Below are 25,268 nucleotides of genomic sequence, written 5' to 3'. Positions count from 1 at the left end.
GCGCCCCTGGAAGAGGCCCCCCATGCCGAAGGCATGGGGGGCCTCTTCCATCACTGGGTGGCGAACTTTGTGCTTACCTCGTTGTAGACGCCCTTGGCCACCTTGCCCAGGTGGGGGCCTGCCAGCCAGCCTGAACTCACTGGGCCGATCGAGGTGTTGGAGACCAGGGCCGGTTTGCCGTCCGAGCCCGTGGCGACCCAGCCGCCGCCGGAGGAGCCGCCGGTCATGGTGCATCCGATCCGGTACATCGTCGGGTCGGACCTGACGATCGACAGCCGGCCCGGCTTGTCCTGGCACCGGTACATCGTCTCGCCGTCGAACGGAGCCGCCGCCGGATACCCGGTCGCCGTGATGCTCCCCACCCGAGACACGGCAGGCGCGTCGAAGTCCACCGGCAGGGCCGAACCGACGGTCTCCTCGAGCGACTTGCCGCTGCCGCCCTTCTCCGGCGTCACATGGATGACCGCGAAGTCGTACGGAGCCCCGTCGCCGCCCGTCGCACCGCCCTGCTTGATCCACTGGTCCGAGGTCTGCGCCCAGTCGGCCCACCAGACGCCGAAGGGCGCGATCTCCGTGCGGGGCGCGTTCTCCACCTCGGCGCTCGACACACCGGCGTTGTTGTACGACGGCACGAAGGCCAGGTTGCGGTACCAGCCGCCCTTCTTGCCGGCGTGCACACAGTGGCCCGCCGTCCAGACGAGGTTCGACTTACCGGGGTGGGCGGGGTCGGCCACCACGGTCGCCGAGCAGACCATCGTGCCCTCCGGGGCGTCGAAGAACACCTTGCCCGCCTCGGGCGAGCTGGAGTGGTAGGCGGGCGGCACCGCCCTGGCCGGCACGGCCCGCGGCGTCGGGTCGGTGACGCCCTGGTCGCCCGAGAGGTCGCCCGCGTCGACGCTCTTCTCGGGGTCGTCGGCGTCCCGCATCCGGTCCGTGTTCCACAGGCCCTCGATGATCGGGTTGACGTAGTCCTCGGCCTCGCGCAGCCAGTCGTCCTTGTCCCAGTTCTTCCAGGCGCCGTTCTTCCACTTGTCGATGTCGATCCCGTGCTCTTTGAGCTTGTCCTTGAGCCCGTCCGGGATCGTGATCTTCCCGGCCCCGTCGTCGGCCGCGGACGCGGAGGGCTGCCCGCTCGCGTCGGTGCTCCCGGAGCCCGTACCGCAGGCGGTGGCGGTGAGTGCCAGCGCCATGGCGAGGCCGACGGCGGCCGGCACGGGGGAGGTGCCGCGACGCGTGTTCCTCCCTCGGCGGGCGGTGAAGGGTGAACGTATGGGTCGCATGAGCTGACTCCCCCTGGCGTGGTCGAACCGTGTGCTGTCCCCGCACGGCAACACACACTATTCGGTCGCCGTGGGGGCCGACCGCCGGAACCGCAACGGTTTCGCTACGGGCTACTGACCTGCTGATCGTCGTGCGGGCCGCCCATGTGACGGCTTGTCATCACTGTTTCGCAAGTGCCTCTTCCGGTGCGGTGATGCCGGGCGGCCCGTCGTCTTTCAGCAGTGCTCACGCCATCGCCCCGTCGCCGTAAGGATCTTGAGTCGACCCGTGACTCCCATGGCGCACCGGGTGTTGGTAACGGGAGGGGTGTATCGGCGAGTTGGTGTTCGGCGGGCGGCGGAGCAGTGGGGAGTCGGGGCATTGGGGTTGCGGGAGTCCATGGAGACGGGGGCAACGGGAGCGGGAGCGGACCCCGAGGTCGACATGTGCGCCGGCGTGCGCGAGGCGCACGAGGGGATTCTGCGGCGTCAGTCGGCGCGTGAGTCATCGGCACGCACCTACGCGCGCGCCCTGCCCATCGTCCCCGTACGAGCACGCGGGATGACGATCGAGGGCGCCGACGGGCGTCGCTACCTCGACTGCCTCTCGGGCGCGGGGACACTGGCCCTCGGTCACAACCACCCCGTCGTGCTCGCGGCGATCCGCAAGGTGCTCGACTCGGGGGCGCCGCTGCACGTCCTCGACCTGGCGACCCCGGTCAAGGACGCCTTCATCACCGAGCTGTTCCGTACCCTGCCGCCCGGACTGGCCGACCACGCGCGCGTGCAGTTCTGCGGACCGGCCGGCACAGACGCGGTGGAGGCCGCGTTCAAGCTCGTGCGCGCCGCGACCGGCCGGACCGGGATGCTCGCCTTCGCGGGCGCCTATCACGGGATGACCGCAGGTTCCCTCGGCGCCTCCGGCCACGCGACCGATGTCCGGGTCGCCCGGCTGCCGTTCCCCCAGGACTACCGCTGTCCCTTCGGGATGGGCGGCGACCGGGGCGCCGAACTCGCCGCCCGCTGGACCGAGTCCGTCCTCGACGACACCAAGTCGGGCGTGCCCCTGCCCGCCGGGATGATCCTCGAACCCGTCCAGGGCGAGGGCGGGGTGATTCCCGCACCGGACGCCTGGCTGCGCCGCATGCGGCGGATCACCGAATCCCGCTCGATCCCCCTGATCGCCGACGAGATCCAGACGGGAGTGGGCCGTACCGGCACCTTCTGGGCGGTGGAGCACAGCGGGGTTACCCCCGATGTGATGGTGCTGTCCAAGGCGATCGGAGGCAGCCTGCCACTGGCGGTCGTGGTCTACCGCGAAGATCTCGACGTCTGGGAACCGGGCGCCCACGCGGGCACCTTCCGCGGCAACCAGCTCGCCATGGCCGCGGGTACGGCCACCCTGAGGTACGTCCGCGAGCACGGCCTCGCCGACCGCGCGGCCACCCTGGGGAACTGCATGCTCTCCCAACTCCGGCAACTGGCGGCGGAGTTCCCGATCATCGGCGATGTGCGCGGACGGGGACTGATGATCGGGGTCGAACTGGTCGAACCAGGGGAGGCGCGGGGCAGCGGGTCCAGCGCGGACTTCGCCGGCGCTGATCGGGGCACCGATCCTGAGGTCCTCCCCGGCCCGGTCGGCGGTGGGCCGCACCCCGCCGCGCCCGAACTTGCCGCCGCCGTACAGCGGGAGTGCCTGCGCCGGGGGCTGATCGTCGAACTCGGGGGACGCCGGGCGAGTGTGGTCCGGCTGCTGCCTCCGCTGACCATCAGCGACGAGCAGGCCGCCGCCGTCGTCGACCGGCTGGCCGACGCCGTGGCGGCGGTGGCACGCGGCCGCACCGACCCCGGCGGCCCTCACGCCCCCCGCTCCGAGCGAGCGGGGTAGTCCAGGCCCACTGCCCGCCCGTACCCGCCGAACACCTCGGTCCACCCCGCACGTGCACTCGAACAACTTCACGAGGAACCGTCTTGAACAGCACCCCCGTACCCGAAGGCCGTTCCCACCCCACCCCCGCGCGAGGCCGCGGGCCAGGGAAGGAGCCCGGGAAGGAGACCGTGCCCCGGCAGAAGGGGGCGGCCGGCGGAGCAGAGTGGGCGCGCGGTGCCACGGCCGACCTCCTCGAACACCTCGACCCCCACACCGCGGCCCAGGCCGCCGCTACCGAGAACCTGCTGCGCTGCTGGGTACGGGAGAACGATCTCCCCGCCCCCGGCGACGCCGTCCTCCGCATCCCCCTCCCGGCCAGCGGCACCGCCCTGCTGGCCCCCGTCCACTACTGGTCCCCGACGGGCTGGCACCGCTTCGGCCTTCCCCATCTGGCCGACGCCCCCGTGGGAGCCCCGGCCGCCGACGCGGTCACGGTCGCGACCCTGCTCGCGAGGGAGGCGTACGCAGGCCAGAAGCCGACCGGGACGGACGGCGACCCGGTGACCGAGGCGGCCTCCACCGACGTGGACGCCCTCCCCGGAGCGCTCGACGAGCCGGCCCCACCGGACGCCGTCCCCTCCGTGCTGCCCTCGGACGCGGTCGACCTGGTCGCACGGGTGGCCGACTCCGTTCGCCGGACCGCCGTCTTCATCAGTGACCGGCGCGCACAGCCGGCCGACGGTCCAGACCTCTTTCTCAGCGCCGAGCAGGCGCTCCTGCTCGGCCACCCCCTGCATCCGACCCCGAAGAGCCGCGAAGGGCTCGCCGACGCGGAAGCGCGGCTCTACTCCCCGGAGTTGCGGGGCGCCTTCCCTCTCCACTGGCTGGCGGTGGCGCCCTCCGTACTCGCCACGGACTCGGCCTGGACCGAACGCGGCCGTCCGATCCGCGCCGAACAGCTCACCGCTCAGCTCATCGGTACCGCACTGCCCCTGCCCGACGGCTACGCGGCCCTGCCCCTGCACCCCTGGCAGATCCGCGAGACCCGGCACCGCCCACAGATCGCCTCCCTGTTCGAAGCCGGGCTGCTCCGCGACCTGTGCGCCCACGGCTCCCTCTGGCACCCCACCTCCTCCGTACGGACCGTCCACCGCTCGGGCGCCCCCGCGATGCTGAAGCTCTCGCTGGGCCTGCGCATCACCAACTCCCGGCGCGAGAACCTCCGCAAGGAACTCCACCGGGGCGTGGAGGTGCACCGGCTGCTGCGCGGCGGACTGGCCAAACAGTGGCAGTCCGTCCACCCGGCCTTCGACATCGTCCGCGACCCGGCCTGGCTCGCCGTCGACGACCCGGACGGCAGCCCCGTGCCGGGCCTCGACGTGATGATCCGGCACAACCCGTTCCACCCGGCGGACGACGTGACCTGCGTCGCCGGACTCGTCTCGCCCCGCCCCCGCCTGGGCGGCACGATGGACCCACGACCGGAGGGACCGGTTCTGCGGTCCCGGCTCGCCGAGGTCGTCACACGGCTCGCCGGACGAACCGGCCGCCCGCGCGGCGCGGTCGCCGCCGAGTGGTTCCTGCGGTACCTGGAGCAGGTCGTACGGCCCGTGCTCTGGCTGGACAGCGAGGCGGGCATCGCCCTGGAGGCCCACCAGCAGAACACCCTGCTCCTGCTGGACGGCGACGGCTGGCCCAGAGGAGGCCGCTACCGCGACAACCAGGGGTACTACTTCCGCGAGTCCCGGCGCGCCGAACTCGACGCCCGGCTGCCCGGCATCGGCGAACAGAGCGACACGTTCGTCTCCGACGAGGTCACCGACGAGCGTTTCGCCTACTACCTCGGCATCAACAACGTCCTCGGCCTGATCGGCGCGTTCGGCTCGCAGCGCCTCGCCGACGAACAGCTGCTGCTCGCCGCGTTCCGGCGCTTCCTCAAGGACATCGCCTCGGGCCCCGCCCGACCGCGTACGTCCCTGCCCGGCTCCCTGCTCGACTCACCCGTCCTGCGCTGCAAGGCCAATCTGCTCACCCGGCTGCACGGCCTGGACGAGCTCGTCGGCCCGGTCGACACCCAGTCCGTCTACGTCACCATCGCCAACCCCCTCCACTCCTGACCCCCGCGGCGACGACAGCGACTCCCCCCACACCTTCACCCCCGAGGAACCCGACACACCCCATCTCCCGAGAGGAGCGTCCCGTGCCTTCCGCCGACGCGAGCACCGACGCCCGTACCGACATCACCACCGCCCCGACCGCCGAGGACAGCGAGGACAGCGAGGACACGCTGGAGCTGCGGCTGCCCGCCGAGTTCGTCGCGAGGTACACGCAGACCGGCGAGACCGGCGAGAGCGCCGACGATCTTCTCGACCGCATCGGGGACTGGGGGCCGAGCCGTACGCCGGCGGGGTCGTTCCACCTGGTCCCCGTCCAGGTCGAGCGCGATCTGCCGCTGATCGGCCGCTGGATAAACGACCCCACCGTGGCCACCTTCTGGGAGCTGGCAGGCACCGAGTGCGTGACCGAGGCCCATCTGCGGTCCCAGCTCGACGGCGACGGACGCAGCGTCCCCTGTCTCGGCCTGCTGGAGGGGACCCCGATGAGCTACTGGGAGGTCTACCGCGCCGACCTCGATCCACTGGCCCGGCACTACCCCGCCCGGCCCCACGACACCGGAGTGCACCTTCTGCTCGGCGGTGTCGCCGATCGCGGACGCGGCCTGGGCAGCATCCTGCTCAGAGCGGTCGCCGACCTCGTCCTCGACAACCGTCCTTCCTGCGCGCGTGTCGTCGCGGAACCGGATCTGCGCAACACTCCCTCCGTTTCGGCCTTTCTGAGCGCCGGTTTCCGGTTCGCCGCCGAGGTGGATCTGCCCGTCAAGCGGGCCGCCCTCATGGTCCGGGACCGGGGTCTGCGCGATGTGCTGTAGACCCCCTGTGCCCCTTCTGATCCCACTGTGCGCTCCCGCCTTGATCACCCGATTGTCAGTGCCGCCCCGTAGGGTGGTCGCGCTATGACAAAGCCCTCACTCCACGAACTCCTGCACGCTGCCGTCACCGCCGTCGGCGGTACGGAGCGCCCCGGCCAGGTGACCATGGCCGAAGCCGTCGCGGAGGCGATCGACGACGGTTCCCATCTGCTGATCCAGGCAGGCACCGGCACCGGTAAGTCGCTCGGCTACCTCGTACCCGCGCTCGCGCACGGCGAGCGGGTCGTGGTCGCGACCGCGACCCTCGCGCTGCAGCGGCAGCTCGTGGAGCGCGACCTGCCACGGACGGTCGACGCCCTGCATCCGGTGCTGCGCCGCCGCCCCGAGTTCGCGATGCTCAAGGGGAGATCGAACTACCTGTGCCTGCACCGCCTCCACGAAGGCGTGCCGCAGGACGAGGACGAGGGTCTCTTCGACCAGTTCGAGGCAGCCGCCCCCACCAGCAAGCTGGGCCAGGACCTGCTGCGCCTGCGCGACTGGTCGGACGAGACCGAGACGGGCGACCGTGACGGCCTCACCCCCGGTGTCTCCGACAAGGCCTGGGCGCAGGTCTCCGTCTCCTCCCGCGAGTGCCTGGGCGCCTCGAAGTGCGCGTACGGCGCCGAGTGCTTCGCCGAGATGGCCCGCGAGCGCGCCAAGCTCGCCGAGGTGATCGTCACGAACCACGCGCTGCTCGCGATCGACGCCATCGAGGGTGCGCCCGTCCTGCCGCAGCACGAGGTGCTGATCGTCGACGAGGCGCACGAGCTGGTCTCGCGGGTCACCGGAGTGGCGACCGGGGAACTCACCCCCGGCCAGGTCAACCGTGCCGTGCGCCGGGCGGCGAAGCTCGTCAACGAGAAGGCCGCCGACCAGCTCCAGACGGCGGCCGAGGGTTTCGAGCGGGTGATGGAACTGGCCTTGCCGGGCCGCCTGGAGGAGGTCCCGGAGGATCTCGGGTACGCGCTGATGGCGCTGAGGGACGCGGCCCGCACGGTGATCTCCGCGATCGGCGCGACCCGCGACAAGTCGGTCCAGGACGAGGACGCGGTCCGCAAACAGGCGCTGGCCTCGGTGGAGTCCGTGCACGACGTCGCGGAGCGGATCGCGAACGGCTCCGAGTGGGACGTCGTCTGGTACGAGCGGCACGACCGCTTCGGTGCGTCCCTGCGAGTCGCCCCCATGTCCGTGTCGGGTCTCCTGAGGGAGAAGCTCTTCACGGACCGCTCCGTGGTCCTCACCTCGGCGACGCTCAAGCTGGGCGGCGACTTCAACGGCGTCGGGGCCTCCCTGGGCCTCGCCCCCGAGGGCACGGCGGGGGACGATCTCCCGCAGTGGAAGGGCGTCGACGTCGGCTCGCCCTTCGACTACCCGAAACAGGGCATCCTCTACGTCGCCAAGCACCTGGCCCGCCCCGCGCGCGACGGCGACCGCGGGGACATGCTCGACGAGCTCACGGAGCTGATTCAGGCGGCGGGCGGGCGTACGCTCGGCCTGTTCTCCTCGATGCGGGCCGCTCAGCTCGCCGCGGAGGAACTCCGTTCCCGCATCCCCGAGTTCCCCATCCTCCTGCAGGGTGAGGAGACGCTGGGCGAGCTGATCAAGAACTTCGCGGCCGACCCGAAGACCTGTCTGTTCGGCACGCTGTCGCTCTGGCAGGGCGTCGATGTCCCGGGCGCCAGCTGCCAGTTGGTCGTCATGGACAAGATCCCGTTCCCACGCCCGGACGACCCGCTGATGAGCGCCCGTCAGAAGGCCGTCGAGGACGCTGGGGGCAACGGCTTCATGGCCGTCGCCGCCACGCACGCGGCGCTGCTGATGGCGCAGGGTGCCGGCCGCCTCGTACGGGCGACGGGGGACCGAGGTGTGGTCGCCGTACTGGACCAGCGCCTGGCCACGGCCCGGTACGGGAGTTATCTGAAGGCCTCCCTGCCGGACTTCTGGTACACCACGGACCCGAACGTGGTCCGGCGCTCGCTGGCCGCGATCGACGCGGCGGCGAAACAGACGGAGGACGCGAAGGACGCGCCTGCGGCCGAGGAAGTCGAGCAGGCGGCGGAGGCCTAGACGCCGATGTGCCGGGCACCGACCTCAGTCGGTGCCCGGCACATTCGCGCGCCTGAACACGGAACAGCGTGAACACGGGACAACACAGGGCCCCGGAACCGGCGCAGGGGTTCCGGGGCCCGGCCAGGGGTGGGCCCGTGGGCCCACCTCCCGCAGCTCTCACACGCGGCGGAGAACCGCCACCACCTTGCCGAGGATCGTCGCCTCGTCGCCGGGGATCGGCTGGTACGCGGAGTTGTGCGGGAGGAGCCAGACATGGCCGTCCTCGCGCTTGAAGCGCTTGACCGTGGCCTCGCCGTCCAGCATCGCGGCCACGATGTCGCCGTTCTCGGCGACCGGCTGGCGGCGCACCGTCACCCAGTCGCCGTCACAGATCGCCGCCTCGATCATCGAGTCACCGACGACCTTCAGGACGAAGAGCTCTCCGTCACCCACCAGTTGGCGGGGGAGCGGGAACACGTCCTCGACCGATTCCTCGGCGAGGATGGGACCGCCGGCGGCGATACGGCCCACCAGGGGCACGTACGACGCGGCGGGCTTGCCCGCGGTGTCCGTGGGCTGCACGGAAGCCCCTTGGTCGGAACCGCGTACTTCATAGGCGCGCGGGCGGTGCGGGTCACGGCGCAGGAATCCCTTGCGCTCCAGGGCCATGAGCTGGTGTGCGACCGATGAAGTACTGGAGAGGCCGACTGCCTGCCCGATCTCGCGCATCGACGGCGGGTAACCGCGTCGTTGCACGGAGTCCCTGATGACCTCGATCACGCGCCGTTGCCGGTCGGTGAGTCCCGAGCTGTCAGCTCGGATTCCTGGAGGTCGTCCAGGGAGGGACCGCTTGTGTCCCTCGGGATTCGTGGCTTCGTTCATCGCATGCACCGGCTCGAGTCGGCCCTGGGAGCGGTCCTGGGCGGTGATGGTGGCACTGTCTGCGGTGGTGGTCACGTCGGCCCCTCTCGATGGTCTCCCGTGCAGTGCAACGGTAGTTGCTTTCGAAAGGTTGCGCCAAACACACGTTCGAGTGAAAAATTGGCGATGGCCTGCCGCGATCAGATTTCTGGGTGTATGGCTGACGAACTGCCGGGCGGACAAAAGGGCTGATTGTTGTACCCTTCACCGCCGGGGTGGCGACCTCGTGGGCCGGTGCCCAAGTCTGCCACCCGGAATCCCGCCGGCCGGGGATCGGCCCTCGCCGCGCGCGGTTCTCACCGTATCTCCGCATGTTCCGCAGCGGTATGGCCGTGCGGCACATGCCAATAGCGTTGCGACACGCGTGTGTGCGGTGGATGTACGGGCCAATCCCCACATGTAGTGGTTGGATTACGGCCGTAGCCCAGAAGTTGTGGTCCCCCGGGTCTTCGGTCCCTCGGACATCACCTATGCTGGGGGCTGCTTCGAGGGGCTCAAGGGTCCTTGCGAGGCCATTGAGTCTGCTGTGAGGGAGGGTTGGAGAACATGCACTGCCCCTTCTGCAGGCACCCCGACAGCCGCGTCGTCGACAGTCGTACGACCGACGACGGCACGTCGATCCGCAGGCGCCGCCAGTGTCCCGACTGCTCCCGCCGGTTCACGACCGTCGAGACGTGCTCGCTCATGGTGGTCAAGCGGTCCGGAGTCACCGAACCGTTCAGTCGTACGAAGGTCATCAATGGCGTGCGCAAGGCGTGCCAGGGGCGACCCGTCACCGAGGACGCTCTCGCCCAACTCGGCCAGCGTGTCGAGGAAGCGGTGCGCGCCACCGGAAGTGCCGAGCTGACCACCCACGACGTGGGGCTGGCCATACTCGGTCCGTTGCAGGAACTCGACCTTGTCGCCTACCTGCGATTCGCGTCCGTCTACCGGGCGTTCGACTCGCTGGACGACTTCGAGGCCGCCATCGCGGAGCTCAGGGAAGCGCCGCGCCGCCCCGCCGTGGACGACGAAGACCCGGATGTGGGGCGCCAGGAAGACGACCGCGGGTCCGGGGGGACTGCTCAGGTCCCCGTGCCCGCCCACGCCGCCGACTGACCGGCGGGCCGGAACCGGACAGCGCGTTCGGACCCGGCCCCGGATCACGGCAGGCGAAGACCTGCTGCGGGTGGCAGGTAGCAGAGTGCCCGCAGCGCAAGAAACAACACCGTGTCATGGGAACAACGTGACACTTCTGGGCGTTTTGCCCGATACAGGGAGGCGGCATGACAGAGACGGCGAGCGGTCCGGCACGGAGTTCCCGAGCCAAGGGGACGAAGGTGGCCAAGGGCCTGCGCATCGAGCGGATCCACACCACCCCGGGCGTGCACCCGTACGACGAGGTCGAGTGGGCGAGCCGTGACGTCGTCATGACCAACTGGCGCGACGGCTCGATCAACTTCGAGCAGCGTGGCGTCGAGTTCCCCGAGTTCTGGTCGGTGAACGCGGTCAACATCGTCACCAGCAAGTACTTCCGCGGTGCTGTGGGCACCCCGCAGCGCGAGGTGAGCCTCAAGCAGCTCATCGACCGCATCGTGAAGACGTACACGAAGGCCGGTGAGGACTACAAGTACTTCTCCTCCCCGGCCGACGCGGAGATCTTCGAGCACGAGCTGGCGTACGCCCTCCTGCACCAGATCTTCAGCTTCAACAGCCCGGTCTGGTTCAACGTCGGGACGCCCCAGCCCCAGCAGGTCTCGGCCTGCTTCATCCTGGCCGTCGACGACTCCATGGAGTCGATCCTCGACTGGTACAAGGAAGAGGGCATGATCTTCAAGGGCGGCTCCGGCGCCGGCCTGAACCTGTCCCGGATCCGTTCCTCCAAGGAACTGCTCTCCTCCGGCGGCAACGCCTCCGGCCCGGTCTCCTTCATGCGCGGCGCCGACGCCTCGGCAGGAACGATCAAGTCGGGCGGCGCCACCCGCCGCGCGGCCAAGATGGTCATCCTCGACGTCGACCACCCCGACATCGAGGACTTCATCGAGACCAAGGTGAAGGAAGAGGAGAAGATCCGCGCCCTGCGCGACGCGGGCTTCGACATGGACCTGGGCGGCGACGACATCACGTCCGTCCAGTACCAGAACGCCAACAACTCGGTCCGCGTGAACGACACGTTCATGAAGGCGGTCGAGGCGGGCGGCAAGTTCGGCCTCACCTCCCGGATGACCGGCGAGGTCATCGAGGAGGTCGACGCCAAGACCCTCTTCCGCAAGATGGCCGAGGCGGCCTGGGCCTGCGCCGACCCGGGCATCCAGTACGACGACACGATCAACCGCTGGCACACCTGCCCGGAGTCCGGCCGAATCAACGGCTCGAACCCGTGCAGCGAGTACATGCACCTGGACAACACGTCCTGCAACCTCGCCTCGCTGAACCTGATGAAGTTCCTCAAGGACGACGGCAAGGGCCGCCAGTCATTCGAGATCGACCGCTTCGCGAAGGTCGTCGAGCTCGTCATCACCGCGATGGACATCTCCATCTGCTTCGCCGACTTCCCGACCGAGAAGATCGGCGAGAACACGCGCGCGTTCCGTCAGCTCGGCATCGGCTACGCCAACCTCGGCGCCCTGCTGATGGCGACCGGTCACGCGTACGACTCCGAGGGCGGCCGCGCCCTGGCCGGGGCCATCACCTCCCTGATGACCGGCACGTCGTACCGCCGCTCCGCCGAACTCGCCGCGGTCGTCGGCCCGTACGACGGTTACGCCCGCAACGCGCAGCCGCACCTGCGGGTCATGAAGCAGCACGCGGACGAGAACGACAAGGCCGTCCGGATGGACGACCTGGACACCCCGATCTGGGCCGCCGCCACAGAGGCCTGGCAGGACGTCGTCCGCATCGGCGAGAAGAACGGCTTCCGCAACGCTCAGGCGTCCGTCATCGCCCCGACCGGCACCATCGGTCTCGCGATGTCCTGCGACACCACGGGTCTTGAGCCCGACCTCGCGCTGGTCAAGTTCAAGAAGCTCGTCGGCGGCGGCTCGATGCAGATCGTCAACGGCACTGTGCCGCAGGCACTGCGCCGCCTGGGCTACCAGGAGGAGCAGATCGAGGCGATCGTCGCCCACATCGCCGAGCACGGCCATGTGATCGACGCCCCGGGTCTCAAGCACGAGCACTACGAGGTGTTCGACTGCGCGATGGGCGAGCGGACCATCTCCGCGATGGGCCACGTCCGCATGATGGCCGCGATCCAGCCCTGGATCTCCGGTGCCCTGTCCAAGACGGTCAACATGCCGGAGACGGCGACCGTCGAGGAGGTCGAGGAGATCTACTTCGAGGCTTGGAAGATGGGCGTCAAGGCGCTCGCGATCTACCGCGACAACTGCAAGGTCGGTCAGCCGCTCTCCGCCAAGAAGAAGGAGGACGAGAAGGCCGAGGTGACCGCGAAGACCGAGGCGACGATCCGTGAGGCCGTCGAGAAGGTCGTCGAGTACCGCCCGGTCCGCAAGCGCCTCCCCAAGGGCCGCCCCGGCATCACCACGTCCTTCACGGTCGGCGGCGCCGAGGGTTACATGACCGCCAACTCCTACCCGGACGACGGTCTCGGCGAGGTCTTCCTGAAGATGTCCAAGCAGGGCTCCACCCTCGCCGGCATGATGGACGCCTTCTCGATCGCCATCTCGGTGGGTCTGCAGTACGGCGTGCCGCTGGAGACGTACGTCTCGAAGTTCACCAACATGCGCTTCGAGCCGGCGGGGATGACGGACGATCCCGATGTCCGCATGGCCCAGTCGATCGTCGACTACATCTTCCGTCGCCTGGCGCTGGACTTCCTTCCCTTCGAGACGCGTTCCGCCCTCGGCATCCACTCCGCCGACGAGCGCCAGCGCCACCTGGAGACGGGCTCGTACGAGCCGACCGAGGAAGAGGTCGACATCGAGGGCTTGGCCCAGTCGGCGCCCCGCGCCCAGGAACTGAAGGCCGTCGCCACCCCGAAGACCGCCGCCGAGAAGGCGCCGGAGCCCGCGCTGGCGCAGGTGCACACCAGCGCCGAGCTGGTGGAGATGCAGCTGGGCATCCAGGCGGACGCCCCGCTGTGCTTCTCCTGCGGTACGAAGATGCAGCGGGCCGGCTCCTGCTACATCTGCGAGGGATGCGGGTCGACCAGCGGTTGCAGCTGACCTCGGCCGACGGTCCCTGACCGGTGAATGAGGAGTGAGGGAGGAGGGGTGCCGGCCATGTGCCGGTGCCCCTCCTTCGTCATGTCGTGGGCCGCGTAACCTCCGTCCATGGACAACGAGTTGCGGCATCATGACGGGGACATGGGCGAAATCTCGGGGGCTGCCCGGGGCGCGGCTCTCGAGGCGCTGGTCATGGATCTGCGTTCCCCGGATCCCGTGGTGCGGGACGAGCAGGCGTACGTCACGGCCGTCCGCTGGATACCCGGGCTCGACACGGCGGAGCGGCGGTGGCTCGGGGACCGTATGGCCGAACTGTTCGACGATCCCGACATTCAGGCGCGCGCGTTCGCTCCGCTCGTCCTGGCCCGGATCGTCGACGCGGGGGACTGGCGGCAGGAGTGGTGGGAGGCGTTCGCCGGGTGGTACCCCGGTGAGAGCGATCTGCGCGGATACGACCCCGAGCTCGGCTGGGTGCATGCCGCCGCACACGGGGCCGATCTGCTGGCGGCTCTCGCGCGGCGGCCGCGGCAGAGCCCCGAACCGTTGCTCGCGTTGATCGTCGCGCGGCTGCTGGCCGACACCGGGCAGGTCTTCGACGCCCAGGAGGACGACCGCATCGCTCGTGCCCTGGCCAGGATCCTGTGCCGGCCCGGGCTCGGTGCCGCCGAGTCGGTGGGATGGCTGGACTTTGTCGCGGCGGCGTTCCGGACGGGGGAGCCGGGGCCGGTTCCCCCGTGGGCCTCGAACACCATGCGTACGCTGCGGATGCTCTACCTGCTGGTCGACCGCGGACTGCTGACGCCGGGAGAGGACGGCCCGCCGAGCACGGTCACCCATCGGGAGGCCGTACTCGACGCCCTGGCCGCCACCCTCGCGATCGTCACCCCCTACCTGCCCTCCCCGTCGGGGAAGGATCAGGTCTGACGCGTGCGGCCCATCTCATCGGTGAACGTCGCGGGGTCGTCCTCGAAGCCCTGGACACCGGAGTGGAAGTCCCACGACCCGGACTCGTCCCGGACGAACTCGGCGACCGTGGCCGCCGTGGACCCCAGTACGCCGCCGAAGTCGTCCTCGGCCAGGACCGTGTAGCCCTCGCGGATGCGCAGGCCGGGACTGAGGACGCTCACGAACGTCCGGTGCGCGGAACGCTGTTGGATGATCACACCGACCACCACGCGCGCGTACTGCGCGCCCAGCCGGTCGAACTCCAGCGTCATGACCTCGTCCCAGCCGAAGCCCTTGCCGTCCTTGCTGTCCCGGTTGAGTGTGATCGTGCCGTCCGGGGAGCGGCTGTCGAAATGCACCACATAGGCGGGATCGCCGTACGGATCGCTCGCCGGGTAGGTCGCGGCAACGATGTCGAGATCGGTGGGCGGCTGCCCGGCCGGACTCGGATCCCACTTCAGTGAGACTTCGGCCTTGCGGATCCCCTTGTTGAGGGCCTTCACCAGACTTCCCTTCCCCGTTCGCCGTGGGCTCTCGCTCCAACTGCCGGTACATCACAGCTGGTTGTCCATCGTGCCACGCGCGCGGGGGCGCTCGCGCGGTTGTACTCCGCCGGAGCGTGACCGACGCCACGCTCCGAGCCCTTACGATGGCGCGGTGCTGGTCAAGTGGATTCGCTGCACCGTGGTGGACCGCCGCGGTTTCGAACGGGGGCAGCGAAAGTGGGCGGGACTTCTGGGGGAGCCGGGATTCCGGGGGCAGGGCGGGGGCTGGAGCCGGGGACGTCCCGGCGTGGCGCACGTCTTCGCCTTCTGGGAGAGCCGCGCCTTCTACGACTCCTTCATGGCCCGCTCCCATGACCGGCTCGCCACCGCCCAGTCGGGCACGTTCAAGGACCAGCAGGTCAAACTGTTCGATCACCGTTTCGACGTGAAGACCGGCTTCGAGCCGCGCTTCACGGACTCCGACCTGGTACGGGTGGCACACTGCCGCGTCCACGAGGAGCGCGCCGAGCACTTCGCGCTGATGCAGGAGAAGGTCTGGAACCCGGCGATGGCCGGTTCGCCCGGCATGGTGCGAGGCCTGTTCGGCGAGGCGCCGGGGCACGAGTTCCTGATCCTGTCGATGTGGCGGTCGGCCGCCGAGCACGGCAAGTACCGGGCAGAGCGGGTGGAGCGACTGGCGCTGCGGGCCCAGCTGGAGGCGGACGTCGCGGCACTCGCCGGCGACATCGTCGAACTGGAGCCCAGCTGGACAGTCTGAGCCGGACGGCCCGATTCCGTGGCCCGAAACGCAACGCTGTGTGTTCCACCGCGCACGACATGTGTGACATACGCCGTATAGGGGCCGTGCAAGTGTCCGCTCGGCGCCGAGCCGATCTAGGGTTTTGGCATGGTAAGACCACGGCGCATCGTCCTTGTCCGGCACGGCGAGTCAATGGGCAATGCCGATGACACCGTCTACGAGCGGGAGCCGGACCACGCCCTCGCCCTCACCGAACGCGGCTGGCGACAGGCGGAGGAGACGGGCAAGCGGCTGCGCGAGGTGTTCGGGCAGGAGCAGGTCAGTGTGTACGTCTCCCCCTACCGCCGCACGCTCGAGACCCTGCGTGCGTTCAGCCTGAACCCCGACAACATACGCGTACGCGAGGAGCCCCGGCTCCGGGAGCAGGACTGGGGCAACTGGCAGGACCGGGAGGACGTACGGCTGCAGAAGGCGTACCGGGACGCGTACGGGCACTTCTTCTACCGCTTCGCCCAGGGGGAGTCCGGCGCCGATGTGTACGACAGGGTCGGCGGCTTCCTGGAGAGCCTGTACCGCAGCTTCGAGGCTCCTGACCATCCGCCGAACGTGTTGATCGTGACCCATGGGCTGGCCATGCGGCTGTTCTGCATGCGCTGGTTCCACTGGACGGTCGCGGAATTCGAGTCGCTGTCCAATCCGGGGAACGCGGAGATGCGGATGCTCGTTCTCGGGAGCAACGGCAAGTACACCCTCGACCGCCCGTTCGAGCGTTGGTGCGAGCCGGAATCGTACGGAATCACCGGATAGAGTGACAGGGCGATGACTGCTGCTTCCCCTTCCCACGAGCGCCTGGAGCGCGCCCTGGCCAGCCTTCGCGGGCTCGCGGTGGGGGACGCCCTGGGGTCGCAGTTCTTCGTACCCGTGAACCACCCCCTGCTCAAGCTCCGCGAGCTGCCGCCCGGTACATGGCAGTGGACGGACGACACGGAGATGGCGTGCTCCGTGGTGGCCGTGCTGGCCGAGCACCGGCGCATCGACCAGGACGCGCTGGCCCAGTCCTTCGCGCGGCACCACGACTTCGACCGCGGGTACGGGCCCGCGGTGAACCGCCTCCTGCGACTGATCCGGGAGGGCGGCGACTGGCGTGAGCTGGCGTCCGCCCTGTTCAACGGGCAGGGTTCCTGGGGCAACGGCGCGGCCATGCGCATCGCCCCTCTGGGCGCCTGGTACGCGGACGACCCGGAGCAGGCGACCCATCAGGCGGAGATCTCCGCCTACCCCACGCATCAGCACCGCGAGGCCGTCGTCGGCGCCATGGCGGTCGCCGCTGCCGCCGCCCTGGTGGCCGCTCCGGGCGGGCCTGCGAGTCCCGGTGCGCTCCTCGACGGTGTGCTCGCGCTCATCCCGCGAAGCGCCGTCTCCGTCGGGCTGCGACGTGCCCGGGACATGCTCGACTACGCCGACGCCGGCACCGTGGCGGCCGTACTGGGCTGTGGCCGGCGTACGACGGCGCACGACACGGTGCCGTTCGCGCTCTGGTCGGCCGCGCGTGCGCTGGGTGACTACGAGGCCGCCTTCTGGGCGACGGCCCAGGTGGGCGGCGACGTGGACACGAACTGCGCCATCGTGGGCGGCGTACTCGCTGCGGGAAAGGCCGGGGCACCGCCGTCGGCGTGGCTGGAGCGGACGGAATCACTGCCGGCGTGGGCGCCCGCCGGCGCCTAGCGCGAGCGCGGGTGCCTCGCGAGGGCGGCTCCTGGGAGGTGCCGCGCGGTCGCGGTGGGCGTCCGCGCCAGGAGCGCCACCGGGAGCCGGAGCCCGTACGTTCGCACGCCGTCCCGGGCTCCCAGCCGGCGCGCGCCGCCCGGGACTTGGCCGGACGATTCCGCAGGCTCCCCGGGTGACCATGACACCGGTCCTGGGCCGCGCCCCGCGGCCGCTGAAGGTGGCCCCGGCCCGAGGCGCCGGCGGGAATGGCTCTGCGTGGCCGGGGCGCGTCGCTCCCGGCGCCCGAGGGACCTGCTCCCTGACCTTGCGTCCAGCAGCCCACTGCGGGTCCGCTGTCGGGAGATCAGCCGCCCGCCGGACCCGCGGTGCTCGCCGTGCCTGCCAGGGCCTCCAGGTCGCTCTTGCGGACGCGGATCACGAAGCAGGCGGTGGCGAGGGCCAGGACGGCCATCGCGGCGGCCGGGATGAAGGCCGTGGAGATGCCGTGAGCGAGTACCTCGTGGCTCCAGGGGGCGGGGAGCTGCTTGGTCCTGGCGAACTCCGCCTTCTGCTCCGGCGTGGCCTCGGCGAGGAATTTGGGCACCTGTTTCGTCGCCTCGTCGCGGCTGGCCGAGCCGAACACCGTCGTCAGGATGGAGAGACCGAGCGAACCGCCCACCTGCTGCGTGACGTTGAGCAGCCCGGACGCGGCGCCCGCCTCGTGCGGGGCGACCCCGGAGACCGCCGTCAGCGTCAGCGTCACGAAGTTCAGGCCCATGCCGAAGCCGAACACCACCATCGGGCCGAGGACCCCGCCGACGTACGAGCTGTCGGGAGTGATGAACGCCTGCCAGGTGAGGCCGAGCGCGGCCAGCGTCGATCCGGCGACCATGAACGGTTTGGGCCCGAGGACCGGCAGGAACCGCTGCGAGAGGCCCGCGCCCGTGGCGATCGCGACGGTCACCGGCAGGAAGGCGAGGCCCGCCTCGATCGGCGTGTACAGCAGGACGTTCTGCACGAACAGGACGATGAAGAAGAACATGCCGAACATCGCGGCGGCCAGGCTCAGCATGATCACGTAGGTGCCCGACCGGTTGCGGTCGGCGAACATCTTCAGCGGGGTGATCGGCTCCTTCGCGCGCATCTCCACGAGGACGAACACGGCCAGCAGGACCACCGCCGTGCCGAAGGACGCGAGCGTCAGACCGTCCCGCCAGCCCTCCTCCGCCGCGCGGATGAAGCCGTACACGAGGGACGCCATGCCCAGCGTCGAGGTCAGCGCGCCCAGGAAGTCGAAGCGGCCCGGATGACGTTCGGACTCGGCGATGTACACCGGCGTGAGCACGGCGATCAGAATGCCGATCGGTACGTTGACGAAGAGCACCCAGCGCCAGTTGAGCCACTCCGTGAGCATGCCGCCGGCGAGCAGACCGACGGCGCCGCCGCCGGCCGAGACGGCGGCGAAGACCCCGAACGCCCGGTTCCGCTCCGGGCCTTCGGCGAACGTGGTGGTGATGAGCGCCAGCGCGGTGGGCGAGGCGATCGCGCCGCCGACGCCCTGGAGGGCCCGCGCGGCCAGCAACTGCCAGGGTTCCTGGGCGAGTCCGCCGAGCAAGGAGGCGGCGATGAACAGGAGGATGCCGGTCATGAAGACACGGCGGCGGCCCAGGATGTCGCCGGCCCGGCCGCCGAGCAGCAGCATGCCGCCGAAAGTGAGGGTGTAGGCGCTGACCACCCAGGTGAGGTCGGTGGTGCTGAACTTGAGGGCGTCTTGAATGTGGGGCAGTGCGATATTCACAATCGTCGCATCGAGTACCACCATGAGTTGGCAGGCCGCGATGACGGTGAGCGCTATGCCGGGATGCCCTTCCCGGCGGGCCGCACCTGGTTTCTGGTCCTTCGTCAATGAAGAGGTAGTCACTGTTGGGTCCCCCATAAGAGCACTAGTGAACGCTTGCGTTCACTGTCGCGTCGAACGGTAGTGAGTCCCCGACAGTGAACGCAAGCGTTCACTGAACTCGTCCGCCGGGTCGCCTGTCGGTCGCCCGGGTAATCTCTGCGGTTCACCGCGTCGGCGATCATGGCAATACCGACAATCCTGATAATCCTCGCACTGCCCGCTCCCCCTTGCCCGCTGGAGACAGATCAGATGGTTACTTCGCGCTGGACGGCCGCCCCCGCTCGGCCGGCCTCCCCCCGCCGGCGCGGCGCCGTGCTCGAACGCGCGATCCTCGAAGCCGCGCTGGAACAACTCAGTACCGTCGGCTGGAACGGGCTCACCATGGAGGGCGTCGCCGCCGGAGCGCAGACCGGCAAGGCCGCGGTGTACCGGCGCTGGCCCTCGAAGGAGGACCTCGTCGCGGACGCGCTCCAGGCCGGACTGCCGCGCTTCGACCGGGCGCCCGACCTCGGGAACGTCCGGGACGACCTGGTCGAGCTGTGCCGGCAGGCGCGGGCGGCGATGTTCTCGCGCCCCGGATTCGCGCTGCGCTCGGTGATTCACGAATGCGACAGCCCGCAGGTGGAGCGTTTCCAGAGTGTGATCTTCGGGGGTCTCGTCGAACCGGCCGCCAGGCTTCTCCGGGAGATCATCGACCGGGGAATCGAGCGGGGGGAGACCCGCCCCGACGCCGCGAACGGCTACGTTTTCGACGCCATCCCGGCGATGATGATGTACCGGGCGAAGGTGTGCGGGAGCGAATGGGGGGAGCGGGACATCGAGGAGATGATCGACCAGTTGATGGTTCCGCTGCTGCGGTCGGGGAGGGCATGAAGTCGCTTGCGGGAACCGGGGTGTCGAGCGGGGTTCCGGGCGGCGTAGTCTAAGACCGCCATGCCGTACGAAGCACCCACCCACACCGTCGAGCGCTCCCTGCGCGCCACGACCGGAGCGAAGGTCATCGCCGGCGTCGACGAGGTCGGGCGGGGCGCGTGGGCCGGTCCCGTCACCGTCTGCGCGGCGGTCACCGGTCTCCGGCGGCCCCCCGAGGGACTCACCGACTCCAAGCTCCTCGCGGTCAAGCGGCGTACCCAACTCGCGGAAGTGCTGCGGAGTTGGGTCACGTCGTACGCGCTGGGACACGCCTCTCCGGAGGAGATCGACGACCTGGGGATGACCGCAGCGCTGCGGCTCGCCGCGGAGCGTGCCCTGGAGGCCTTGCCGGTCCGTCCCGACGCGGTCATCCTCGACGGGAAGCACGACTACCTGGGATCGCCGTGGCAGGTCCGCACGGTGATCAAGGGTGACCAGTCGTGTGTGGCGGTCGCGGCGGCGTCCGTGATCGCCAAGGTCCAGCGCGACAAAATGATGGCCGAACTGGGTATCGACCATGCAGACTTCGATTTTGCGGCCAATGCCGGGTATCCGTCCCCCGTGCACAAGGCCGCGCTGGTGGAGCGGGGGCCCACCCCGTACCACCGGCTGTCGTGGGCGTATCTTGATGCGCTGCCCCAGTGGCGGCACCTCAAGAAGGCCCGCAGTTGGGCGGTCGGGAGCGTTCCGGAGATCGAGGGCCAGCTCGGCTTCGACTTCTGACGATTCCGTCCGCACTCATGTGCCACCCGCCGACGCGAGTCGCACCGGCGTTTGATAAATATCAGGTCATGCCTCTCATTCCCGAGGAGCCTCAGATTCACGAGAGTGCCCAGGGTCCCCGCGTAGCTCCGGCCAGTGGCCGTACCGCGCAGACCCCTCGTCCCGTACCCGGTCCCCGTCCCGCGGCTGTGCCGCGTCCCGGCCGTCCGGGGCCTTTCCGGCCCACGGCGCCGGCCCAGCGCGCACCGCACGACGCGCCTGCGGCCGTGGCCTCGACCGCGGGCGCGGTCAAGCCCGGGCCGTCCGCGGCTCCGGCCGCCCCTGTCCCTTCCGCCCCTGCCTCCCAGGCCCCGGCGACCCCGCAGATCCAGCTGATCCCGGCCTCGGCCGAGGGCGCGCTGGACGCTGCCGAGGAAGCCGTCGACCTGCTCCTGGAGTCGGGTCGGGCCCCCGGTGAGGTGCTGGTGATCACCACCGGCGATCCGCACCCGTGGGCCGCGCACGAGCTGTCCTTCGGCGAGGCGCCGTACTGGGCGCAGCACGACGCTGGTGACGACGTCTTCTACGCCGACGCCGCCGCTCTGAGCCGTGCCGCCTCCCGTCCCGTGGTCGTCGTCGCCGTCAACGGCGGTGCCGACGCGGCCGCCGCCGCCCTTCCGCTGGCCCTCGGCCGAGCCGGTGCCCTGCTGATCGTCTGCGGCGACCCGCAGCAGATCAACTCGGTGCTGGGCGCGGGCGTCTGACCGGTTCCGGTTCGTCCGAGCGGCCCCGGGAACCGTCCCCGGGGGCGGCCGGTCCAGCGACACCGGACCGGCGGAGGGCGGGTCACTGAAGCGGTAACGCACGGTGGGCGCTTCGGCGTTCCCGGACACGGGCATGCCGTGCCGACGGGAGGCACGCGTACGCGTGCGGCTGCCGTGCGCGTCGGCTGCCTGCCGTCCAGGGTGGTCGTGTGCCCGCGTGCGTACGCGCGTGCTGTGCCGCTGTCGTACGTCGACCGGCGGACGCCGTTGTCCGCGGTGACGTTCTCTGTGTACGACTTCCTGCGCGCCGCCGCCGTCACCCCGGGACGTCACTCCTGGCCGACAGGCGTGGCCGCGCGGTACGTGAGCCGGCGAGACGCCGGAGAGGTCACGCGGGTCGGTCGATGTGCGCCGGGGTCAGCGGGCTGCCGCCCGGCGCAGGATGTCCGAGGCGGCGCCTCCCGTGCGGGGCATCGGCAGCGGCGGAGGCGCCTCGGACATGGCGAAGGGCTCGGGCGGTGAATCCGCGTTCGGGCGGCGCCCGCCGCGGCCCTCGCCCAGCACCTGCCAGCCGTCGCGGGTCAGCGTGATGTACGCGCCGCAGCGCAGCCCGTGCAGTGTGCAGGCGTCACGCAGTCCCCACATCCACGCGCCGTCCTCCTGCGTCCAGCGGGCGTCGCCGTCACGGCAGTAGAGCAGCACGGCAGTGCGCACCGGCGTACGGCGGCGCAGGTCGTGAGGGATGACCCGGCGCAGCTGCGCGAGCAGCGAGTTCCGGAACATCCAGCCGTCGGCCGGAGCCGAGCGACGGGTGAACGAGGCGCTCGCCCGCAGTCGCTCGTCCGGATCGAGGACAGCGACGACGGCGGTCGCCGGCCCCGGGCGGTGCCGGGCGTGCAGACCGCTGACGACCTCGCGGGGATTGCGCAGCAGGGGAATCCCGGCTGCGGCCCACTCCGCGGGTTCGAGCATGCGGGCTGCTGAGTTGGTGGAAGCGGCGGACAGGTCGGCAGACGTCGACATGGATGCCGCGGGGGACGGAGCGAATCCGAAGGTCACGGTCCTCCCTTCGGCTACACGCCCACTACGGGCGGGAGATCGGACTTGGGGAGCGCACACCGCGGCGGAGCCCTGCCGGACCACGGACACGCCGTGCGGGGAGCGGACTCCAATTCTTGCTGTCGAACTGGGTTGCGGCAACGAGCAAATGGGGCCACCGACCGGCTTCTGGTGATCTGTGGATTATATCCCTGCCAGGTGTGTCATTTGTAGATGCCTGGGGTGGCCGGGAACGAGCCGTTAGTCCGCTTGTTCGGCTTGGTTCATGTTCCCGTCATCAGGCTGCGGGGCGGGGACCAGTGGTGACGTTCCCCGCACGCTGAGTCAGGCCCTCAGTCGCAGGCCGCTGTTGCCGCGCGAACGCCTCAACGTGCGTCCCGTGGAGGCCTGTTGTCCGGCCGAAATGCGCCCCTTCTGAACTGGCCCTCAGAGATATGTACGCGCGCGTGGCCACGCCTCACGCGGTTGACGGATCCTGTGACCGGTCGTGCGCGCCTCGTCACCGCCGGGACGGCCGGCCGATTGGGCCGATGTCAGTGCTGTGGGGTTGCATGGGGGCATGAACAACCAGGAGCTGCGAGCCGAGGCCGACGCCATCCTTGCCGAGCTGGTCGGTGCCCCGGGAGGGTCCGCGCGGCTGCGGGAGGACCAGTGGCAGGCCGTGGCGGCCCTGGTGGAGGAGCGACGGCGGGCGCTGGTGGTGCAGCGCACCGGCTGGGGAAAGTCGGCGGTGTACTTCGTCGCCACGGCCCTGCTGCGCAGGCGGGGTGCCGGCCCGACGGTGATCATCTCGCCGCTGCTGGCGCTGATGCGGAACCAGGTCGAGTCGGCGTCGCGGGCCGGAATCCGGGCACGCACCATCAACTCGGCCAACCCGGAGGAGTGGGACGCCATCTACGGGGAGGTCGAGCGCGGCGAGACCGACGTGCTCCTCGTCAGTCCGGAGCGCCTCAACTCCGTGGACTTCCGTGATCAGGTGCTGCCCAGGCTCGCGGCCACGACCGGCCTGCTGGTGGTCGACGAGGCGCACTGCATCTCCGACTGGGGCCATGATTTCCGCCCGGACTACCGCAGGCTGCGCACGATGCTGGCGGAGCTGCCGGCCGGGGTACCGGTGCTGGCCACGACGGCGACCGCGAACGCGCGCGTGACGGCGGACGTGGCCGAGCAACTGGGCACGGGGGGCGAGGACGCCCTGGTGCTGCGCGGGCCACTGGACCGGGAGAGCCTGCGGCTGGGGGTGCTGGCCCTGCCGGACGCGGCGCACCGGCTGGCGTGGCTGGGGGAGAGGCTGGGGGAGCTGCCCGGCTCGGGGATCATCTACACGCTGACGGTGGCCGCGGCGGAGGAGGTCGCGGCGTCCCTGCGACAGCGCGGTTATCCGGTGGCCTCCTACACGGGGAAGACGGAGAACGCCGACCGGTTGCAGGCGGAGGAGGATCTGCTGGCGAACCGGGTGAAGGCGCTGGTGGCGACCTCGGCGCTCGGGATGGGCTTCGACAAGCCGGACCTGGGGTTCGTGGTGCACCTGGGGTCGCCCTCGTCCCCGATCGCCTACTACCAGCAGGTGGGGCGCGCGGGACGTGGTGTGGATCATGCGGATGTACTGCTGCTGCCCGGGCGGGAGGACGAGGCGATCTGGGCGTACTTCGCGTCGGTGGGCTTCCCTCCCGAGGAGCAGGTACGGCGCACACTGACGGTTCTGGAGGAGGCGGGGCGCCCGTTGTCGCTGCCGGCGCTGGAACCGCTGGTCGATCTTCGGCGGTCGCGGCTGGAGACGATGCTGAAGGTCCTGGACGTGGACGGGGCCGTCAAGCGCGTCAAGGGCGGCTGGACCGCGACAGGGCAGCCATGGGTGTACGACGCCGAGCGCTACGCCTGGGTCGCCAAACAGCGGGCCGCCGAGCAGCAGGCCATGCGGGACTATGTGGCGACCGACGGGTGCCGGATGGAGTTCCTGCAGCGGCAGCTCGACGACGAGAAGGCCGTCCCGTGCGGTCGCTGCGACACCTGCGCCGGGCCCTGGTTCGACCCCGCCGTCTCGCCGGGTGCGCTCGCGGCGGCGACCGGCGAGTTGGACCGTCCGGGGGTCGAGGTCGAGCCGCGCCGGATGTGGCCCTCGGGCATGTCCGCCGTCGGAATCGACCTCAAGGGCCGTATCCCCGCGGGCCAGCAGGCGGCCGCAGGGCGGGCACTGGGCCGTCTCTCGGACATCGGCTGGGGCAACCGTCTGCGTCCGCTGCTGTCGGCGCAGGCCGCCGACGGGCCGGTTCCGGACGATGTGCTGGCCGCCGTGGTCACGGTGGTGACCGACTGGGCCCGCTCGCCGGGCGGCTGGGCCGACGGCTCCCCCGACGCGATGGCGCGACCTGTGGGGGTCGTCGCCATCCCCTCCCGCACTCGCCCGCAACTGGTCGCCTCCCTGGCCGGGGGCCTGGCCCGGGTCGGCAGACTCCCGCTGCTGGGCAGCCTCGCCTACACCGAGCGGGCCGACGAGTACGCGGCGCACCGCAGCAACTCGGCCCAGCGACTGCGCGCCCTGGCGGCCTCGTTCACCGTGCCCGCGAGCCTTGCCGCCGCCCTGGCCGCCACCCCCGGCCCGGTCCTGCTGGTCGACGACTACACCGACTCCGGCTGGACCCTGGCCGTGGGAGCACGTCTGCTGCGCCAGAACGGAGCCGAGCAGGTGCTCCCGCTCACCCTTGCCGTGGCCGGGTAAGCGGGGTGGGCCTGCGCTGGGCGCCCATCCGCCGCCCGGCGTGATCCTTGATGTGCTCCTGATCGAAGTTATCCACAGGCTCAAG

General features: G+C 70.4%; 19 protein-coding genes. 14 read left to right on the top strand and 5 right to left on the bottom strand.

Annotation, left to right across the window (positions count from 1 at the left end; translation table 11 throughout):
- Positions 1 to 50 precede the first annotated feature (50 nt).
- A complete protein-coding gene (locus ABZ855_RS22470; RefSeq protein WP_360809392.1) occupies positions 51 to 1,280 on the bottom strand; it encodes a hypothetical protein in 1,230 nt (409 codons plus the stop codon).
- A gap of 424 nt (positions 1,281 to 1,704) precedes the next feature.
- Between ABZ855_RS22470 and ABZ855_RS22465 the strand changes: the two genes are divergently transcribed.
- The 4 genes from ABZ855_RS22465 (at position 1,705) to ABZ855_RS22450 (ending at position 8,164) form a co-directional block, all read left to right on the top strand.
- Positions 1,705 to 3,147, top strand: a complete 1,443-nt coding sequence (locus tag ABZ855_RS22465) for a diaminobutyrate--2-oxoglutarate transaminase family protein (protein WP_360809469.1) — start codon at positions 1,705 to 1,707, stop codon at positions 3,145 to 3,147.
- 170 nt (positions 3,148 to 3,317) lie between these two features.
- The gene (locus ABZ855_RS22460; RefSeq protein WP_360809390.1) at positions 3,318 to 5,246 is read left to right on the top strand and encodes an IucA/IucC family protein; all 1,929 of its coding nucleotides are present in this window, start codon (positions 3,318 to 3,320) and stop codon (positions 5,244 to 5,246) included.
- An 83-nt stretch (positions 5,247 to 5,329) separates the two neighbouring features.
- Entirely contained in the window at positions 5,330 to 6,058 is a 729-nt protein-coding gene (locus tag ABZ855_RS22455) for a GNAT family N-acetyltransferase (protein ID WP_360809388.1), read from the top strand.
- Between the two features lie 84 nt (positions 6,059 to 6,142).
- Positions 6,143 to 8,164, top strand: a complete 2,022-nt coding sequence (locus ABZ855_RS22450; RefSeq protein WP_360809386.1) for an ATP-dependent DNA helicase — start codon at positions 6,143 to 6,145, stop codon at positions 8,162 to 8,164.
- A 159-nt stretch (positions 8,165 to 8,323) separates the two neighbouring features.
- On the opposite strand, the gene lexA is transcribed toward ABZ855_RS22450, so the two are convergent.
- Positions 8,324 to 9,103, bottom strand: a complete 780-nt coding sequence (gene lexA / locus ABZ855_RS22445) for a transcriptional repressor LexA (protein ID WP_319199861.1) — start codon at positions 9,101 to 9,103, stop codon at positions 8,324 to 8,326.
- 510 nt (positions 9,104 to 9,613) lie between these two features.
- Here lexA and nrdR point away from each other — a divergent pair.
- The 3 genes from nrdR to ABZ855_RS22430 all read left to right on the top strand — a co-directional run bounded on the left by nrdR (position 9,614) and on the right by ABZ855_RS22430 (position 14,154).
- A complete protein-coding gene (gene nrdR, locus ABZ855_RS22440; protein WP_319199862.1) occupies positions 9,614 to 10,165 on the top strand; it encodes a transcriptional regulator NrdR in 552 nt (183 codons plus the stop codon).
- Between the two features lie 167 nt (positions 10,166 to 10,332).
- Positions 10,333 to 13,230: a vitamin B12-dependent ribonucleotide reductase gene (locus tag ABZ855_RS22435; RefSeq protein ID WP_360809383.1), complete on the top strand. Its 2,898-nt coding sequence runs from the start codon at positions 10,333 to 10,335 to the stop codon at positions 13,228 to 13,230.
- Between the two features lie 108 nt (positions 13,231 to 13,338).
- Positions 13,339 to 14,154 carry a DUF2785 domain-containing protein gene (locus ABZ855_RS22430; protein ID WP_360809381.1) on the top strand — a complete coding sequence of 272 codons (816 nt, stop codon included), beginning with the start codon at positions 13,339 to 13,341 and terminating at the stop codon, positions 14,152 to 14,154.
- Here ABZ855_RS22430 and ABZ855_RS22425 read toward each other — a convergent pair.
- Complete coding sequence (locus tag ABZ855_RS22425; RefSeq protein WP_360809379.1) at positions 14,145 to 14,678, bottom strand: TerD family protein; 534 nt, start codon at positions 14,676 to 14,678, stop codon at positions 14,145 to 14,147. The genes ABZ855_RS22430 and ABZ855_RS22425 overlap by 10 nt on opposite strands.
- 154 nt (positions 14,679 to 14,832) lie before the next feature.
- On the opposite strand from ABZ855_RS22425, the gene ABZ855_RS22420 reads away from it, so the two are divergent.
- The 3 genes from ABZ855_RS22420 (at position 14,833) to ABZ855_RS22410 (ending at position 17,145) form a co-directional block, all read left to right on the top strand.
- Positions 14,833 to 15,438, top strand: coding sequence for a YdbC family protein (locus tag ABZ855_RS22420; RefSeq protein ID WP_360809377.1), 606 nt, complete (start codon positions 14,833 to 14,835; stop codon positions 15,436 to 15,438).
- Between the two features lie 129 nt (positions 15,439 to 15,567).
- On the top strand, positions 15,568 to 16,227 hold the full coding sequence (locus ABZ855_RS22415; protein ID WP_360809375.1) for a histidine phosphatase family protein: 660 nt from the start codon (positions 15,568 to 15,570) through the stop codon (positions 16,225 to 16,227).
- A 12-nt stretch (positions 16,228 to 16,239) separates the two neighbouring features.
- Positions 16,240 to 17,145: an ADP-ribosylglycohydrolase family protein gene (locus tag ABZ855_RS22410; protein WP_360809373.1), complete on the top strand. Its 906-nt coding sequence runs from the start codon at positions 16,240 to 16,242 to the stop codon at positions 17,143 to 17,145.
- 346 nt (positions 17,146 to 17,491) lie between these two features.
- Here the strand turns inward: ABZ855_RS22410 and ABZ855_RS22405 are convergent, their stop codons facing one another.
- A complete protein-coding gene (locus tag ABZ855_RS22405) occupies positions 17,492 to 19,048 on the bottom strand; it encodes an MFS transporter (protein ID WP_360809371.1) in 1,557 nt (518 codons plus the stop codon).
- Between the two features lie 228 nt (positions 19,049 to 19,276).
- Here ABZ855_RS22405 and ABZ855_RS22400 point away from each other — a divergent pair, with 228 nt between their 5' ends.
- From ABZ855_RS22400 to ABZ855_RS22390, 3 genes are all read left to right on the top strand, one after another.
- Positions 19,277 to 19,900, top strand: coding sequence for a TetR/AcrR family transcriptional regulator (locus ABZ855_RS22400; protein ID WP_360809369.1), 624 nt, complete (start codon positions 19,277 to 19,279; stop codon positions 19,898 to 19,900).
- Positions 19,901 to 19,960: 60 nt separating this feature from the next.
- The gene (locus ABZ855_RS22395) at positions 19,961 to 20,662 is read left to right on the top strand and encodes a ribonuclease HII (protein WP_360809367.1); all 702 of its coding nucleotides are present in this window, start codon (positions 19,961 to 19,963) and stop codon (positions 20,660 to 20,662) included.
- A 68-nt stretch (positions 20,663 to 20,730) separates the two neighbouring features.
- Positions 20,731 to 21,405 (top strand): hypothetical protein, encoded by a 675-nt coding sequence (locus ABZ855_RS22390; protein ID WP_360809365.1) that lies wholly within the window; start codon positions 20,731 to 20,733, stop codon positions 21,403 to 21,405.
- 417 nt (positions 21,406 to 21,822) lie between these two features.
- On the opposite strand, the gene ABZ855_RS22385 is transcribed toward ABZ855_RS22390, so the two are convergent.
- On the bottom strand, positions 21,823 to 22,464 hold the full coding sequence (locus ABZ855_RS22385; protein ID WP_360809363.1) for a hypothetical protein: 642 nt from the start codon (positions 22,462 to 22,464) through the stop codon (positions 21,823 to 21,825).
- A gap of 559 nt (positions 22,465 to 23,023) precedes the next feature.
- Here ABZ855_RS22385 and ABZ855_RS22380 point away from each other — a divergent pair.
- Positions 23,024 to 25,183: a RecQ family ATP-dependent DNA helicase gene (locus tag ABZ855_RS22380; RefSeq protein WP_360809361.1), complete on the top strand. Its 2,160-nt coding sequence runs from the start codon at positions 23,024 to 23,026 to the stop codon at positions 25,181 to 25,183.
- Positions 25,184 to 25,268 lie beyond the last annotated feature (85 nt).

This window comes from Streptomyces sp. NPDC047042 (genome assembly GCF_040644035.1).
Lineage (GTDB): Bacteria > Actinomycetota > Actinomycetes > Streptomycetales > Streptomycetaceae > Streptomyces.
Note: the sequence above shows the minus strand (reverse complement) of the source record. Positions and strands in the feature narration are given on the sequence as shown.

Excerpts from the sequence above, each read along its gene's own strand:
- ABZ855_RS22470 (WP_360809392.1), bottom strand. The coding sequence starts at position 1,280 with ATGCGACCCATACGTTCACCCTTCACCGCCCGCCGAGGGAGGAACACG.
- ABZ855_RS22465 (WP_360809469.1), top strand. The coding sequence starts at position 1,705 with ATGTGCGCCGGCGTGCGCGAGGCGCACGAGGGGATTCTGCGGCGTCAG.
- ABZ855_RS22450 (WP_360809386.1), top strand. The coding sequence starts at position 6,143 with ATGACAAAGCCCTCACTCCACGAACTCCTGCACGCTGCCGTCACCGCC.
- nrdR (WP_319199862.1), top strand. The coding sequence starts at position 9,614 with ATGCACTGCCCCTTCTGCAGGCACCCCGACAGCCGCGTCGTCGACAGT.
- ABZ855_RS22435 (WP_360809383.1), top strand. The coding sequence starts at position 10,333 with ATGACAGAGACGGCGAGCGGTCCGGCACGGAGTTCCCGAGCCAAGGGG.
- ABZ855_RS22430 (WP_360809381.1), top strand. The coding sequence starts at position 13,339 with ATGGACAACGAGTTGCGGCATCATGACGGGGACATGGGCGAAATCTCG.
- ABZ855_RS22415 (WP_360809375.1), top strand. The coding sequence starts at position 15,568 with ATGGTAAGACCACGGCGCATCGTCCTTGTCCGGCACGGCGAGTCAATG.
- ABZ855_RS22410 (WP_360809373.1), top strand. The coding sequence starts at position 16,240 with ATGACTGCTGCTTCCCCTTCCCACGAGCGCCTGGAGCGCGCCCTGGCC.
- ABZ855_RS22400 (WP_360809369.1), top strand. The coding sequence starts at position 19,277 with ATGGTTACTTCGCGCTGGACGGCCGCCCCCGCTCGGCCGGCCTCCCCC.
- ABZ855_RS22395 (WP_360809367.1), top strand. The coding sequence starts at position 19,961 with ATGCCGTACGAAGCACCCACCCACACCGTCGAGCGCTCCCTGCGCGCC.
- ABZ855_RS22390 (WP_360809365.1), top strand. The coding sequence starts at position 20,731 with ATGCCTCTCATTCCCGAGGAGCCTCAGATTCACGAGAGTGCCCAGGGT.
- ABZ855_RS22380 (WP_360809361.1), top strand. The coding sequence starts at position 23,024 with ATGAACAACCAGGAGCTGCGAGCCGAGGCCGACGCCATCCTTGCCGAG.